Raw genomic sequence first — 14,500 nt, 5'->3', positions numbered from 1 at the left:
CCCAACTAACTCTGTTTCAAACATCCGCTATCGCCGATGTTTCTAAATTCATATATCTAAAAAATGGTACGGGAAGAGAGACTTGAACTCTCACACCTTGCGGCACCAGAACCTAAATCTGGCGTGTCTACCAATTTCACCATTCCCGCACAGTTTCATGTTTACATCGTGAAGAGATGCTAGCAATCAATGCTAGAGTAAAATCGTGATTCATTTTATATAAGAAATTTATCTTAAATAAAATGGTAGCAATGGCGGGACTTGAACCTGCGACCCCAGCATTATGAGTGCTGTGCTCTAACCAGCTGAGCTACATTGCCACATCGATATTACGCGCCCCTCTCAGCGAGGAACGGGGCGTATTATGCTTATTCGAGGTATCTAGGTCAACAGCTTTTTTTCGCTATTTCCCTTAGGTTAAGCTGTTCGGCTATTACTTCACCAAACTGAGCAACAGATGTGCTAAATAACACCTTGTTGCCCATACTTAGCTTAATTTATCGAGACTTACAGCGTGAATAAGCTTTGTTATACGTTAAACAGGAAATGCATCACATCGCCATCTTTAACGATATAGGTTTTACCTTCCACGCGTAACTTACCGGCTTCTTTCGCGCCAGCTTCACCTTTGTGGGCAATGAAGTCGTCAAATGCCATCACTTGGGCACGGATAAAACCGCGTTCAAAATCGGTATGGATAACGCCCGCCGCTTGCGGAGCACTCGCCCCCACTGGCACAGTCCAAGCACGCACTTCTTTCACGCCTGCGGTGAAATAGGTTTGCAGATTCAGTAATTCATAACCTGCGCGGATCACACGATCTAAACCTGGTTCTTCGATACCCAGATCTGCCATAAACTCATCGCGCTCTTCGATTTCCATCTCGGCCAGTTCAGATTCAATCGCCGCACATACGGCAACAACGATAGCGTTTTCAGTCGCAGCAATGGCGCGAACGGCATCTAAGTGCGGGTTATTTTCAAAACCATCTTCCGCAACGTTAGCAATATACATGGTCGGTTTTAAGGTTAAGAAGTTCAAGTAAGCCACCGCTTCCAGCTCTTCTTTCGATAAATCCATAGAACGCAACATTTTAGCTTCGTCTAAAATGGGGCGCATTTTTTCTAATACTTCCACTTCAAACTTAGCGTCTTTATCGCCACCTTTAGCACGTTTCTGCTGACGCTGAACCGCACGCTCTAAACTGTCTAAGTCAGCTAAGGCTAATTCAGTGTTGATGACTTCGATATCGCCAGCAGGGTCAACCTTGTTAGCAACGTGAACAATGTTGTCATCATCAAAACAACGTACTACATGACCAATAGCATCGGTTTCACGGATATTAGCGAGGAACTTGTTACCTAAGCCTTCGCCTTTAGATGCGCCAGCCACAAGACCCGCAATATCCACGAATTCCATGGTGGTAGGTAACACACGTTGTGGATTCACAATCGCAGCTAACGCATCCAGACGTGGATCCGGCACAGGTACAACACCAGTGTTAGGTTCAATGGTACAAAACGGGAAGTTAGCCGCTTCGATGCCAGCCTTAGTTAACGCATTAAAAAGCGTTGATTTACCTACGTTAGGAAGACCAACAATGCCGCATTTAAAACCCATATGCTTACCTTTCTCTCGATTATTGGCTGACAAGTCACACTCATCAGCGAGGTTTAGTCGTCCTGCCCTATGGCAGCACATTACTGAATAATTAAATCACTTGAATCACTTAACACTTGAGTCTCGCCAAAGGCAAAACCTACTCCGCTTTAAAGGAGTGTAATCTGTTCATGGCTTTCACCATGTCTTGTTTAAACAAAATTTCGGTAGAACGCACGGCTTCATCTATCGCCGCCTCGATAAGCTCTTGCTCTTTAGCTGGCGCTTTTCCCAGAACGTAACCACTCACTTGATTTTTATCACCGGGATGACCGATACCTAAGCGTAAACGGTAGAAGTTTTTATCGTTAGCCAGTTTAGCAATAATATCTTTCAGACCATTGTGGCCGCCATGACCGCCACCGAGCTTAAACTTAGCCACACCGGGCGGCAGATCGAGTTCATCGTGAGCGACCAGAATCTCTTCCGGCGTGATACGAAAAAAATTCGCCAAAGCGCCAACCGCTTTACCGCTTAAATTCATATAAGTCGTTGGGATCAATAAGCGGACATCTTTACCGTGCAATACGGCTCTGGCAGTCAAGCCAAAATACTTACTGTCGGCCACTAAAGTCACGCCGCAAATTCTCGCTAACTCAAGAACGTACCAAGCCCCCGCATTATGGCGAGTGTGTGCATATTCAGCACCTGGATTAGCCAGACCAACTATTAATTTTATTTCGCTCATGACACTCAATATCGTTATTTCGTCGATGACAGCCGCGCAAAGCGCCGACTGAACTGACCATACCAGCTAAAAACGCGGCATTTTAGCACTCAAACCCCAAGTCAACAAATGCCACGTCATCGGACAGGAGCAGAACATAAGGTCAGAACACAGAACAACAAAGCGTTAATTAAGCCCCATAGCATATTTAAGGACAGTCTTTTTGAGCGGAGAATTGATGTTTGCCAACTTTAACGCGCCATTACGCAGCAGCTTTAGCGGCAGAAAATCGTTGCTAAAACCGGCGTAAAACAAATCCATCGCCGTCATCATCAATTGATTATCGCGATAACGTTTGCGCTGATATTGGGCAAGCACCTCATTCGACCACCAGATATTATCTTGGGCTAATGCATCCTTGATGACCGCCAAAAACGCTTCGACATCCTTAAACCCAAGGTTCACCCCTTGGCCAGCGAGGGGATTAATGGTGTGGGCGGCATCGCCTAAAATCACCACGTTCTGACTATAGTAGCGCTGGGCATGCCGACGAGTGAGGCCAAAACTGCCTTTATTCTCAACGGTAAAATCAGCGTCCAAACGCGCTGGGAAATGCACTCTTATCTGATCTGCAAGCTGTTTATTATTAAGCTGCATTAACTGCTTAATTCGATTGGCATCGTCGTACCACACCAGCGAAGCGTTATTGCCAGGTAAAGGTAATAATGAACGCGGTCCTTTGGGCGTAAACTGCTGCCAAGTCACATCCTGTTGCCCCTGTGCGGTGTTGATATTAATCAACATGGCCGATTGAGCGTAATCCCAACCCGAAATGCCAATTCCCGCCCATTGACGTACCTGCGAGTGAGCACCATCGGCGCCAACCAACAACTTAGCGGTCAGTTTACTATTTGACTGTAAGTGCACGCTCACACCGTCGCTATCGCGGGCAAATGCCACCACTTTATCGGGACAATATAAGGTGATGCCAGCTAATTGTGTCATCTGTTGCCACAGGGCAAGTTGGATTAAACGGTTTTCGACTATATGGCCTAAATGGCTGGCGCCAATTTGTGAACAGTGGAATTGGGTGATGCAGCCATCAAGCTCCCAAGTTTCTAAGCCCAAATAAGGCACATTACGCATCTTAAGCAATGAGTCCAAGGCGCCAAGACGTTCAAGCAGCGTTTCAGAAGCAACACTGATGGCCGAGACTCGCACATCTAATGGCTGTTCGGCTTGATAAGCCTCTGGCGCAAAGGATTCAATCACCGCCACTTGCAAACCCTGTTGGGCTAATCCAATTGCCGTCGCCGCACCAACCATGCCGCCGCCGACAAGAATGACATCGAACTCAGTGCCTTCAGAATGAGTCACGTTAGAATCTGTGGTGTCGGATATCATCTGTGCATGTGTCTCTTCAATCTGGCTCATCCTACTTACCACCTTAGTTACCACCTTTAAGCCCTTCGGTATTTCTGCCCAAGCGACTTTTCACAAACCCGCTCGATTATGCCTTATATCAAGATACCACGGAAATGTTGAGCGCATTTCGATTCGAAATCCGTGAAGACATAGGCATTCAAGCCCGAATAGTTTGCTGGAAATAACGAAAGCTCAGCCTGTTAACAATATTAATCTTGCCCAAATGCAGCCGAACAATAAAAACCTAGCATTTGTGAGGGTATCGTACTTGGTAAAAGCCAACAGCTAAAAGTGTGGACAAAGCTGGTCAGCAGCCGTAACAGCAGGTAAAATGTCGCGCTATTTTTATTGGTCATCTTAGGGCGACACAACTGATGAGTAAGAAACTCCATATCAAGACTTGGGGCTGTCAAATGAATGAGTATGACTCATCCAAGATGGCTGATCTGTTAGGCGAATACCAAGGTTATACCTTGACTGAAGAAGCGTCTGAGGCAGACATTCTCCTGCTCAACACTTGTTCTATCCGCGAAAAAGCGCAAGAAAAAGTGTTCCATCAGCTAGGACGCTGGAAGACGCTTAAAGATAAAAATCCCAATTTGATTATTGGCGTGGGCGGCTGCGTTGCCTCACAAGAAGGCAAAGCCATTAAAGACAGAGCCCAATGTGTCGACATTATTTTCGGACCACAAACCTTGCACCGTCTGCCCGAGATGATCGAGCAAGTGCGCCGTGGCGACAAAGCGGTTATCGATATCAGCTTCCCTGAAATCGAAAAATTCGACCGTCTGCCAGAGCCTCGCGCCGAAGGCCCAACCGCGTTTGTGTCTATCATGGAAGGTTGCAGCAAATACTGCTCGTTCTGTGTCGTACCTTATACTCGCGGCGAAGAAGTCAGCCGTCCATCGGACGATATTATCCTTGAAATCGCCCAATTGGCAGAGCAAGGTGTGCGCGAAGTAAACTTGCTCGGCCAAAACGTGAATGCCTATCGCGGCGCAACTCACGATGGCGCAATTTGTACTTTTGCGGAATTACTGCGCTTCGTGGCAGCCATCGACGGTATCGACCGTATCCGCTTCACGACCAGTCACCCGATTGAATTTACACAAGATATCATCGACGTTTACGAAGATACCCCTGAGCTTGTAAGCTTCTTGCACTTGCCAGTGCAATCGGGTTCTGACCGTATTCTCACAGCGATGAAACGCGGCCATATGGCGATTGAATATAAGTCAATCATCCGCCGCCTGCGTAAAGCCCGTGAAGGGATTCAAATCAGCTCAGACTTTATCATTGGCTTCCCTGGCGAAACTAAAGAAGACTTTGCCGATACCATGAAGTTGATTGAAGACATAGGTTTCGACCACAGCTTCAGCTTTATCTATAGCGCACGTCCGGGCACGCCAGCGGCAGATTTACCCGATAACGTCGATATGGAAGAGAAAAAACAACGTCTGGCGATTCTGCAAGATCGCATCACCCAGCAAGCCATGCGCTACAGCCGCCACATGATGGGCACAGTGCAACGTATTCTGGTTGAAGGGCCATCGGTGAAAAATCCTATGGAACTGCGCGGCCGTACTGAGAACAACCGAGTGGTGAACTTCGAAGGTCAACCAAAACACATTGGTACTTTCGTGGATGTAGAAATTGTCGACGTTTACACTAACTCACTGCGCGGTGTCTTTATCCGCGGCGAAGATGAAATGGATCTACGTCGTAGCCTGCGTCCGGCAGAAATTCTGGCCAAGCGCAAGCAAGATGATGAACTGGGTGTGACTCAATTTAAGCCATAAGCGTTAAATCGGCTTAAACAGTACCGATATCGGTACCTATATAAAGAAGGGCGACTTAGTCGCCCTTTTGCTTTAACGCACTTTTATTTAAGTCTACCGAGGCAATTGCTATTTTCCGTTAGCAATTATCGGCTATGGCTCGTAAACTAAAATTATCTTGCGATGGTTAACCAACCTCGTACCTTGCTTTCTTATTCGCTATTGGGAGTGCTATTTGTCCAGTAAATTAACTACCATGAATCTGTATCTCGAACCCGCAGAAACACGCCGTTTGGCTTCACTGTGCGGTCCATTCGATGACAATATCAAGCAGATAGAACGTCGCGTTGGCGTTGAAATCGTCCGTAAGAACAATCATTTCCAGATCACCGGACTACCACGCAATTGTTTAAGCGCCAACAACTTACTAAAAGAACTCTACATCGAGACCCAAACGGTTAAAGGCAGCACGCCCGATCTTGAGCCTGAGCAAGTCCATATCGCTATTCAAGCAGCCATTGCCCTAGAGCAAGCAGACGCTAACGACGACAGCGGTATTAATATCAAAACCCGCCGCGGTGTCATTAAGCCACGCAATCCGAATCAAAGCTTGTATGTGGCCAATATTACGCGTCACGATATTACCTTCGGTATTGGTCCAGCAGGAACGGGCAAAACCTACCTTGCCGTAGCCGCGGCAGTAGATGCGTTAGAGCGCCAAGAAGTGCGCCGCATTCTGCTGACTCGCCCTGCGGTGGAAGCGGGTGAAAAACTCGGTTTCTTACCTGGTGACTTAAGTCAAAAGGTCGACCCCTATTTGCGTCCGCTCTACGATGCGTTGTTCGAAATGCTTGGCTTTGAAAAAGTGGAACGCCTAATCGAGAAAAACGTGATTGAAGTGGCGCCGCTTGCCTATATGCGCGGTCGTACCTTGAACGATGCCTTTATTATTCTCGATGAAAGCCAAAACACCACAATCGAGCAGATGAAGATGTTCCTTACCCGTATCGGTTTCAATTCCCGTGCGGTGATCACAGGCGACATCACTCAAACCGACTTACCTAAACATCAAAAGTCGGGGCTACGTCACGCGATTGAAGTGTTAAGCCAAGTCGAAGAAATCAGCTTTAACTTTTTTGTCTCCCAAGATGTAGTGCGCCATCCTGTGGTTGCCCGTATCGTTGAAGCCTATGAAGCCTTCGAGTTAAAAGAGCAAACCTTAAAAGCCAAAAAAGAAAGCCAGTACCAAAAGCAACAGCAGGAAGCCGCAACACATGAGTCTTGAGTTAGCCTTAGATATTCAACATGCCAGCACCAGTGAGTGGCTACCAACGGACGAACAATTCGCCCTTTGGGCCACTACCGCAATTGGCAATAGCATGGATGAAGCTGAATTAACCATACGTATCGTCGATAGCCGCGAGAGCCAAATGCTCAACAATACCTATCGCGGTAAAGACAAACCGACCAATGTACTGTCATTTCCCTTTGAAGCACCACCAGAAATTGAACTTCCTTTACTCGGAGATCTTGTCATTTGTGCGGCAGTCGTTGAAAATGAAGCCCGTGAACAACAAAAACCACTAGAAGCGCACTGGGCACACATGGTTGTACATGGTTGCTTGCATCTGCTAGGGTATGATCACATCGACGATGAAGAAGCCGAAGAGATGGAGTCGTTAGAGACTCAACTCATTGAAAGCTTAGGTTTTACTGACCCATATAAGGAACAATAATTAGCTAAGATAATCCCTATCAAAAGCTAATGAGAAAACTATGAGTGACGATATCCCCCCTAGTACGAACGCCCACAAGAAAGGTTGGTTTGATAGAGTAAGTCAGCTATTTCAGGGCGAACCTCAAAATCGCGAAGATCTAGTCGATGTGATTGATGGTGCCGAGCAGCGCGATTTGATCACCCAAGATACCCGCGAGATGATAAAAGGTGTATTAGACGTTTCTGATATGCGTGTGCGGGATATCATGATCCCAAGAGCTCAAATTGTCGCCCTCCAGATAGACAACTCGGTCGAAGAGTTACTTGCGACTGTGATTGGTTCAGGTCACTCGCGCTTCCCCGTTGTTAACGAAGATAAAGACCATATCGAAGGCATATTGCTTGCCAAAGATTTGATCCCTTACGGTTTCTCCAACAGTGATGAGCCCTTCTCACTGGATCGCGTGATCCGTCCCGCCGTGGTTGTGCCCGAAAGCAAACGCGTCGATGTTCTGCTAAAAGAATTCCGCTCTCAACGCTACCATATGGCGATTGTGGTTGACGAGTACGGCGGTGTATCGGGACTTGTGACTATCGAAGATATTCTTGAAGAAATTGTCGGCGAAATTGAAGACGAATTCGACCACGATAGCACTGAAGAAACCGAGATCCGCAAAGTTGGTAACACGGTTTATATGGTTAAAGCCTTGACGCCAATCGAAGATTTCAACGAAGAATTCAACACTGAATTCAGCGATGAAGAGTTTGATACCGTCGGCGGCTTAGTCTCACACGCCTTTGGCCATCTGCCAGAACGTAACGAGAGCATCATCATTGAAGGCATAGAATTTAAAGTCATCAATGCTGACACTAGGCGTTTAATCCAACTCAGAGTTAAACTCCCCGATCCTAATACTGGCGAAGACGTAGAATAATCACTCGTGCTAAAAAAAATCCGGGCTTTTGCCCAACAACAGTCCCAACCTAGTGCTGTGAGACTCGTACTGGCATTTGCCCTTGGCGCCAGTACGGCGCTTTCATTTGCGCCTTATTCCATTTGGATAATCTATCCGTTTGCCATGGCGATTGCCCTCTGGCACAGCCGAACGCTGAGCGCTAAGGCAAGCTTTTACTATTGGTTAAGCTTTGGATTTGGCTGTTTTGCCGTAGGGATCAGCTGGGTTCACGTGAGCATGGATACCTTTGGTGGTATGCCGCTCATTGCCTCCGTTGGGTTAATGGCCTTGTTAGCCTTGTATTTAGCCTTGTATCCCGCGCTAACTGGTTTGGCGCTGGTTTGGTTAACTAAAACGCTGAGCCATGATGGTGAAACTCGATTTGGTCTTTGGCGTAATCTCGCCCTATTCCCCGCGTTATGGACCTTGACCGAATGGGCTCGTGGCTGGGTAATGACAGGCTTTCCTTGGTTATGGGCGGGTTACTCACAAACTCAAGGGCCGCTAAAACCCCTTGCCAGTATCATAGGCACACTGGGAATAAGTTTTGTATTGGCCATGCTCGCTGGTGCATTAGCGCTTTGTTTTACTAAGCGTTATAAGAGCTTACTGCTTTTACTGCCGCTCAGTCTTCTGGCCGTGTGGGCTGCGCCTAAACTTTGGGACATTCATCCTACGGGTGAAAATGTTAAAGTGGCGCTGGTGCAAGGCAATATTCCCCAAAGCATGAAGTGGGAACCCGATGCCCTGTGGCCGACGCTGTTAAAATACATGGATTTATCCCGCGAACATCTGGATGCCGATATCATTATTTGGCCAGAAGCAGCAATTCCAGCGCCAGAATCTATGGTGCAGGACTTTTTAGATAACGCCAATAAAGTCGCCAATCTAAACCATACCTCAATTATCACAGGCATTATTAGCCATCAAAACAATGAGTTCTATAATTCATTGATTGTGCTTGGTAATCATAATCAGAAACAACAAGCAGGCCCAGACTATGAGGGCGATGGTAGCAATCAATTTAAGAAACACCATCTGTTGCCAATTGGCGAGTTTGTCCCCTTTGAAGCGCTGCTGCGCCCGATAGCACCTTTCTTTAATTTGCCCATGTCGTCCTTTACGCGAGGCGAATATCAACAGCCTAATCTCAGCGCACTAGGCCATAAAATCGCGCCAGCAATTTGTTATGAAATAGCCTTTCCCGAACAGTTGCGCGACAACGTTAATCAAGGGACAGATATACTATTAACTGTCTCTAACGATGCATGGTTTGGTAGCTCAAATGGGCCATTACAGCATATGGAGATCGCTCAAATGCGCGCGGTTGAATTGGGTCGACCTCTATTACGCGCAACCAACAATGGCGTGACAGCCATAGTCGATGAGCATGGCAATATCACAGCGTCATTGCCACAGTTTGAAATAGGTGTGCTAAGTGCAACCATTCCATTAGTCACAGGACAAACTTGGTTTGCAAAATTAGGCCAAATGCCCCTACTGATACTCTGTGGTTTAATCGTTCTACTCGGTCTTGCCCGACGTTTTAAAGCGCAATAGGATTTAGGCCATGCATTACCAAGTCAATAAACAAGATGTGGCAGGTTTTACCTTAATTGAACTTGTCGTGGTGATTATTGTGCTTGGGATCTTGGCTGTGATCGCCGCGCCTAGATTTATCGGTTTAAGTAAAGAAGCGCGGATACAAACCTTAAGCCAAGTACAGGCCAGCGTTAAAACAGCCAATATGCTAGCTTACTCAAAAACCCAAATGCCTAGCCTACTGAGCCAAGCGGTAGCTGGGCGCGATGATATTATTGATATCGACCTCAATGGTGATGGCACTCCAGATACACGATTAAAATGGGGTTACCTCGATAATACTGATGTGGAAAAATGGATCACCTCAGATAATAAATTTATCATCCAATATCAAGGCATTGATATCACTTATATAGGCTACGATCTTAACAACAATTCCTTAGTGAATGATGACCAATGCTATTTCCGCTACACCCAAGCCAGCGATGCCAACACTCCGCCACAATATGATATCAACACCCAAGGTTGTTAGGCTGACACTCAGTTAACCTGTGTTATCCCGCAATTGTCTGCGAATACATTAGGCTGATTGCGCGTTCCACGTTAAGGTGAACGATTAGACGTGGCCTTATACCAATCACAGTAACTGTGTCTGCATAGCCAATATGATTGGTACCATTACCTCGTTCCTTAACCAAGGTACACAGTCAAGGCAACTCTATGGCACAGCTTCGCGTGCGCTACCAAACCCACGAATTTGGGGATCTCGACATTCATGTCAGAACCCTAAGAAATAACCAAGAATTTGAAGACCTAGATGGCGAAGCTGAAAAGCTCGGTATTTCCTCCGCAACTTGGCCATTATTTGGCATAGTTTGGCCGTCTAGCCAAGTGCTATCCCATCATATGGCCGATTATCAAATTGATAATAAACGCATTCTTGAAGTTGGCTGCGGTATAGGGCTGGCAAGTCTAGTGCTGAACCACAGACATGCCGACATCACAGCAACCGACTATCACCCCGAGTCGGAGAATTTCCTTAAGCAGAATGTCGATTTAAATCATGGTCGGGCGATCCCGTTTGTTCGAACTGGGTGGGCAGATGCACAAACTAATTTAGGTTTATTTGATCTCATTATCGGCAGCGATCTCTTGTACGAACAAGAACATGCCGATCTCTTATCACAATTTATTGAGCAGCATGCTAAACCAATTTGTGATGTAGTCTTAGTCGATCCAGGCCGTGGTAATCATGCAAAATTCAGTAAACGTATGGTGACCTTAGGTTACGAACATACACAACATAAACCCATTCACACTGAATTCTTATTGGCGCCCTTTGGCGGTCAAATCCTCAACTACTCTCGTACCAACAATTGATACAACAGCCTAATTAATGCAGATATGAGCCATTTAGGTCTAATAGAACTCAAAAAAAAAACGACGCTGAGGCGTCGTTTTAGCTGCATAACCTCATCACCTTGATTAAGGCGTTAGCGGCTCGCGGGTAAATTCTTCATGGTCACATTCAGGACAATCTGGGATGGGACTTGGAAATTCAATACTCATTTCATTGCCACAGTTAGTGCACACCATGATGCCCTGATTCACTATGTCACCACTCTTGTAGTAGCCCTGGTGCTTAAAATCTTGCGTTAACTCATGCCATTCTACTTGGCTGCGGTCGGTGATTTCACTGAGCCAATGCCAAAGCGTATTCTCTAAAGTAATCACGGTTGGGCTATGACTCAAACTATCCGCGTTCTGCTCACGGAGAAAACTCGTAATATCACGCTTTAAGAATTGTTCGACTAAAGCGAGTTCATCTTCCCCTGCCTGTTCTTTAAGACGTAAATACTCCTTACCTTGAGTGACAGAATTGAATAAGTTCTTTACAGTCATAGTGTTATCTTCTGCAAATTGAGATTTCACTTCGGTAATTAAGGCTTGATACAGTCCTAGTAACGCGTTACTTCTATCATTCATAACCAATACTCCTTCATACGAACCTTTTTAATGCATCGCTTCTAGTTTATTCTATGCAGATCTTACTCGCGCTGATATGGCGTTAGATCCAATAATAGGCGGCACTGCCGGAAATAGAGTGATGCAAGAGCAATATAATCCCTCAGAAATTGAAGCCTTAGTGCAAAAGCACTGGCATGACAACAAAACCTTCGAAGTCACTGAAGACGCAAACAAAGAAAAGTTTTATTGCCTTTCGATGTTTCCGTACCCTTCTGGCAGACTCCACATGGGACACGTACGCAACTATACCATAGGTGACGTAGTTGCACGCTTTCAACGTCTTCAAGGCAAAAACGTGCTCCAGCCTATTGGTTGGGACTCCTTTGGTTTGCCCGCAGAAAATGCCGCGATTAACAACAAGACTGCGCCTGCGCCATGGACCTATGAAAACATAGAATACATGAAGAACCAGCTGAAATTGCTGGGTTTTGGTTACGATTGGAGCCGTGAAATCGCCACTTGTACCCCTGAATATTATCGCTGGGAACAATGGTTCTTCACTAAGTTGTACGAGAAGGGCCTAGTCTATAAAAAGACAGCTTCAGTCAACTGGTGTCCAAACGATGAAACCGTACTGGCGAACGAGCAAGTTCAAGACGGTTGCTGCTGGCGCTGTGATACCCCTGTGGAACAAAAAGAAATTCCACAGTGGTTTATTAAGATCACTGCCTATGCAGAAGAATTATTAAACGATATCGATACCTTAGATGGCTGGCCTGAACAGGTTAAGACCATGCAGCGCAACTGGATTGGTCGCAGCGAAGGTGTAGAAATGACCTTCGGCGTCGCAGGTCACGATAAAAGCTTCGATATCTATACCACACGTCCAGATACCTTAATGGGCGTGACCTATGTGGCGATTGCCGCAGGTCATCCATTAGCTGAAATCGCCGCGCAAACGAATCCTGAGCTTGCCGCCTTTATCGATGAGTGCAAAAACAGCACAACATCAGAAGCCGAACTCGCGACAATGGAAAAACGCGGTGTCGCTACAGGGCTTTTCGCCATTCATCCTATCACTGGTAAGCAAGTCCCGATTTGGGCAGCTAACTTTGTGTTGATGAACTATGGCACAGGCGCTGTGATGTCAGTTCCAGGCCACGATCAACGTGACTTCGAATTTGCGAAAAAATACGGCCTGGCGATTGAAGCTGTGATCAAGCCAGTTGATGGCGACGTTGATATCAGCGAAGCCGCATATACCGAAAAAGGCGTACTGTTTAACTCGGGAGAGTTCGACAGTTTAGACTTTGAAGCGGGCTTTAATGCCATCGCTAACAAGTTAGTCACCGAAGGTAAAGGTAAGCGCCAAGTCAACTATCGTCTACGCGATTGGGGGGTTTCACGTCAGCGTTACTGGGGTGCGCCAATTCCTATGGTGACCTTAGCCGACGGCACTGTGATCCCAACGCCAGCAGATCAACTGCCAGTATTGCTGCCAGAAGATGTCGTGATGGACGGGATTCAAAGCCCTATCAAGGCCGATAAAGAATGGGCGAAAACCCAAGTCAACGGTCAAGATGCGCTGCGCGAAACCGATACCTTCGATACCTTTATGGAATCGTCTTGGTATTACGCCCGTTATTGCAGCCCGCATGCAGACGAAATGTTAGATCCTGCTAAAGCCAACTACTGGCTACCTGTGGATCAATACATTGGCGGTATCGAACACGCTTGTATGCATTTGTTATATTTCCGCTTCTTCCACAAGTTGCTGCGGGATGCGGGTCTGGTTAACTCTAACGAGCCAGCCAAACAACTGCTGACCCAAGGCATGGTGTTGGCCGATGCTTTCTACTACATCAACGAAAAAGGCGCCCGTGTATGGGTTTCGCCTTTAGATGTAGCGACTACAGAAAAAGACGACAAGGGCCGTATTACTAAGGCTATCGACAAAGACGGCAACGAGCTGGTTTATACCGGCATGTGCAAGATGTCTAAGTCGAAAAACAATGGTATCGATCCTCAAGTCATGGTCGAAAAATACGGCGCCGATACCGTTCGCCTATTTATGATGTTCGCCTCACCACCAGAATTAACTCTGGAATGGCAAGAGTCTGGCGTTGAAGGCGCACACCGCTTCATTAAACGTCTGTGGAAGCTTGCAAACGAGCATATCACCCAAGACAATAGCGAAGCCTTAGATGTCAGCAAGTTAACAAGCGACCAAAAAGCGCTGCGCCGTGAGGTCCACAAGACTATCGCGAAAGTGACCGACGATATCGGCCGCCGTCAGATGTTCAACACTGCGGTTGCCGCCGTGATGGAACTGATGAACCATCTGCAAAAAGCACCACAAACGACAGGTCAAGACAACGCCATTATCGGCGAAGCCTTATCCGCCATCGTACGTTTGCTGTACCCTATCATTCCGCATGTGAGCTTTAACCTGTGGAACGAGTTAGGTAATGCAAGCAACATCGAAGACAGCCAATGGCCAATCGTTGATGAAGCTGCGCTAGTTGAAGACAGCAAGCTCATCGTTGTGCAAGTTAACGGTAAAGTTCGCGCAAAAATCACAGTAGCCGCCGACGCTGATAAAGAATCAGTAGAAGCCTTAGGCATGAGTGATGAACACGTGATCAAATACCTAGACGGTCTGACAGTACGTAAAGTGATCTATGTGCCGGGCAAACTGCTCAGCATAGTGGCCAATTAACGGCTGCTAATAACTCGCTATACTCAAAGCCAATGAAGTTGCAGCATAGCTGCAACTTCAAGTCAGCAG

At 46.6% G+C, this 14,500-nt stretch carries 12 protein-coding genes and 2 tRNA genes; 8 read left to right on the top strand and 6 right to left on the bottom strand.

Going from position 1 to position 14,500, the window contains the following annotated elements; genetic code table 11:
• Positions 1-64: 64 nt before the first annotated feature.
• From HGO26_RS01355 to HGO26_RS01335, 5 genes are all read right to left on the bottom strand, one after another.
• A tRNA-Leu gene (locus HGO26_RS01355) sits at positions 65-149 on the bottom strand.
• A gap of 94 nt (positions 150-243) precedes the next feature.
• A tRNA-Met gene (locus HGO26_RS01350) sits at positions 244-320 on the bottom strand.
• A 208-nt stretch (positions 321-528) separates the two neighbouring features.
• On the bottom strand, positions 529-1,620 hold the full coding sequence (ychF, locus tag HGO26_RS01345; RefSeq protein ID WP_028761466.1) for a redox-regulated ATPase YchF: 1,092 nt from the start codon (positions 1,618-1,620) through the stop codon (positions 529-531).
• 139 nt (positions 1,621-1,759) lie between these two features.
• A complete protein-coding gene (gene pth, locus HGO26_RS01340; RefSeq protein ID WP_028761467.1) occupies positions 1,760-2,347 on the bottom strand; it encodes an aminoacyl-tRNA hydrolase in 588 nt (195 codons plus the stop codon).
• A gap of 165 nt (positions 2,348-2,512) precedes the next feature.
• Positions 2,513-3,760 (bottom strand): FAD-dependent monooxygenase, encoded by a 1,248-nt coding sequence (locus HGO26_RS01335; RefSeq protein ID WP_168822800.1) that lies wholly within the window; start codon positions 3,758-3,760, stop codon positions 2,513-2,515.
• A 365-nt stretch (positions 3,761-4,125) separates the two neighbouring features.
• On the opposite strand from HGO26_RS01335, the gene miaB reads away from it, so the two are divergent.
• The 7 genes from miaB to HGO26_RS01295 all read left to right on the top strand — a co-directional run bounded on the left by miaB (position 4,126) and on the right by HGO26_RS01295 (position 11,124).
• On the top strand, positions 4,126-5,550 hold the full coding sequence (gene miaB, locus HGO26_RS01325) for a tRNA (N6-isopentenyl adenosine(37)-C2)-methylthiotransferase MiaB (RefSeq protein ID WP_006082739.1): 1,425 nt from the start codon (positions 4,126-4,128) through the stop codon (positions 5,548-5,550).
• 214 nt (positions 5,551-5,764) lie between these two features.
• Positions 5,765-6,814: a PhoH family protein gene (locus tag HGO26_RS01320; RefSeq protein WP_028761469.1), complete on the top strand. Its 1,050-nt coding sequence runs from the start codon at positions 5,765-5,767 to the stop codon at positions 6,812-6,814.
• Positions 6,804-7,265 (top strand): rRNA maturation RNase YbeY, encoded by a 462-nt coding sequence (gene ybeY, locus HGO26_RS01315; RefSeq protein ID WP_168822798.1) that lies wholly within the window; start codon positions 6,804-6,806, stop codon positions 7,263-7,265. Before HGO26_RS01320 ends, ybeY begins: the two co-directional genes overlap by 11 nt.
• A gap of 40 nt (positions 7,266-7,305) precedes the next feature.
• The gene (gene corC / locus HGO26_RS01310) at positions 7,306-8,181 is read left to right on the top strand and encodes a CNNM family magnesium/cobalt transport protein CorC (protein ID WP_006082742.1); all 876 of its coding nucleotides are present in this window, start codon (positions 7,306-7,308) and stop codon (positions 8,179-8,181) included.
• Between the two features lie 6 nt (positions 8,182-8,187).
• Positions 8,188-9,762 (top strand): apolipoprotein N-acyltransferase, encoded by a 1,575-nt coding sequence (gene lnt / locus HGO26_RS01305; RefSeq protein WP_168822796.1) that lies wholly within the window; start codon positions 8,188-8,190, stop codon positions 9,760-9,762.
• A 10-nt stretch (positions 9,763-9,772) separates the two neighbouring features.
• On the top strand, positions 9,773-10,276 hold the full coding sequence (locus HGO26_RS01300; protein ID WP_168822794.1) for a type II secretion system protein: 504 nt from the start codon (positions 9,773-9,775) through the stop codon (positions 10,274-10,276).
• A gap of 188 nt (positions 10,277-10,464) precedes the next feature.
• Entirely contained in the window at positions 10,465-11,124 is a 660-nt protein-coding gene (locus tag HGO26_RS01295; RefSeq protein WP_168822793.1) for a class I SAM-dependent methyltransferase, read from the top strand.
• A 105-nt stretch (positions 11,125-11,229) separates the two neighbouring features.
• On the opposite strand, the gene HGO26_RS01290 is transcribed toward HGO26_RS01295, so the two are convergent.
• On the bottom strand, positions 11,230-11,730 hold the full coding sequence (locus tag HGO26_RS01290; RefSeq protein ID WP_028761474.1) for a zinc ribbon-containing protein: 501 nt from the start codon (positions 11,728-11,730) through the stop codon (positions 11,230-11,232).
• A gap of 121 nt (positions 11,731-11,851) precedes the next feature.
• Here HGO26_RS01290 and leuS point away from each other — a divergent pair, with 121 nt between their 5' ends.
• Positions 11,852-14,431 carry a leucine--tRNA ligase gene (gene leuS, locus HGO26_RS01285; protein WP_168823066.1) on the top strand — a complete coding sequence of 860 codons (2,580 nt, stop codon included), beginning with the start codon at positions 11,852-11,854 and terminating at the stop codon, positions 14,429-14,431.
• The last annotated feature ends 69 nt before the right edge of the window (positions 14,432-14,500 follow it).

It is taken from the genome of Shewanella oncorhynchi (assembly GCF_012584455.1).
Classification (GTDB): Bacteria; Pseudomonadota; Gammaproteobacteria; order Enterobacterales; family Shewanellaceae; genus Shewanella; species Shewanella oncorhynchi.
Note: the sequence above shows the minus strand (reverse complement) of the source record. Positions and strands in the feature narration are given on the sequence as shown.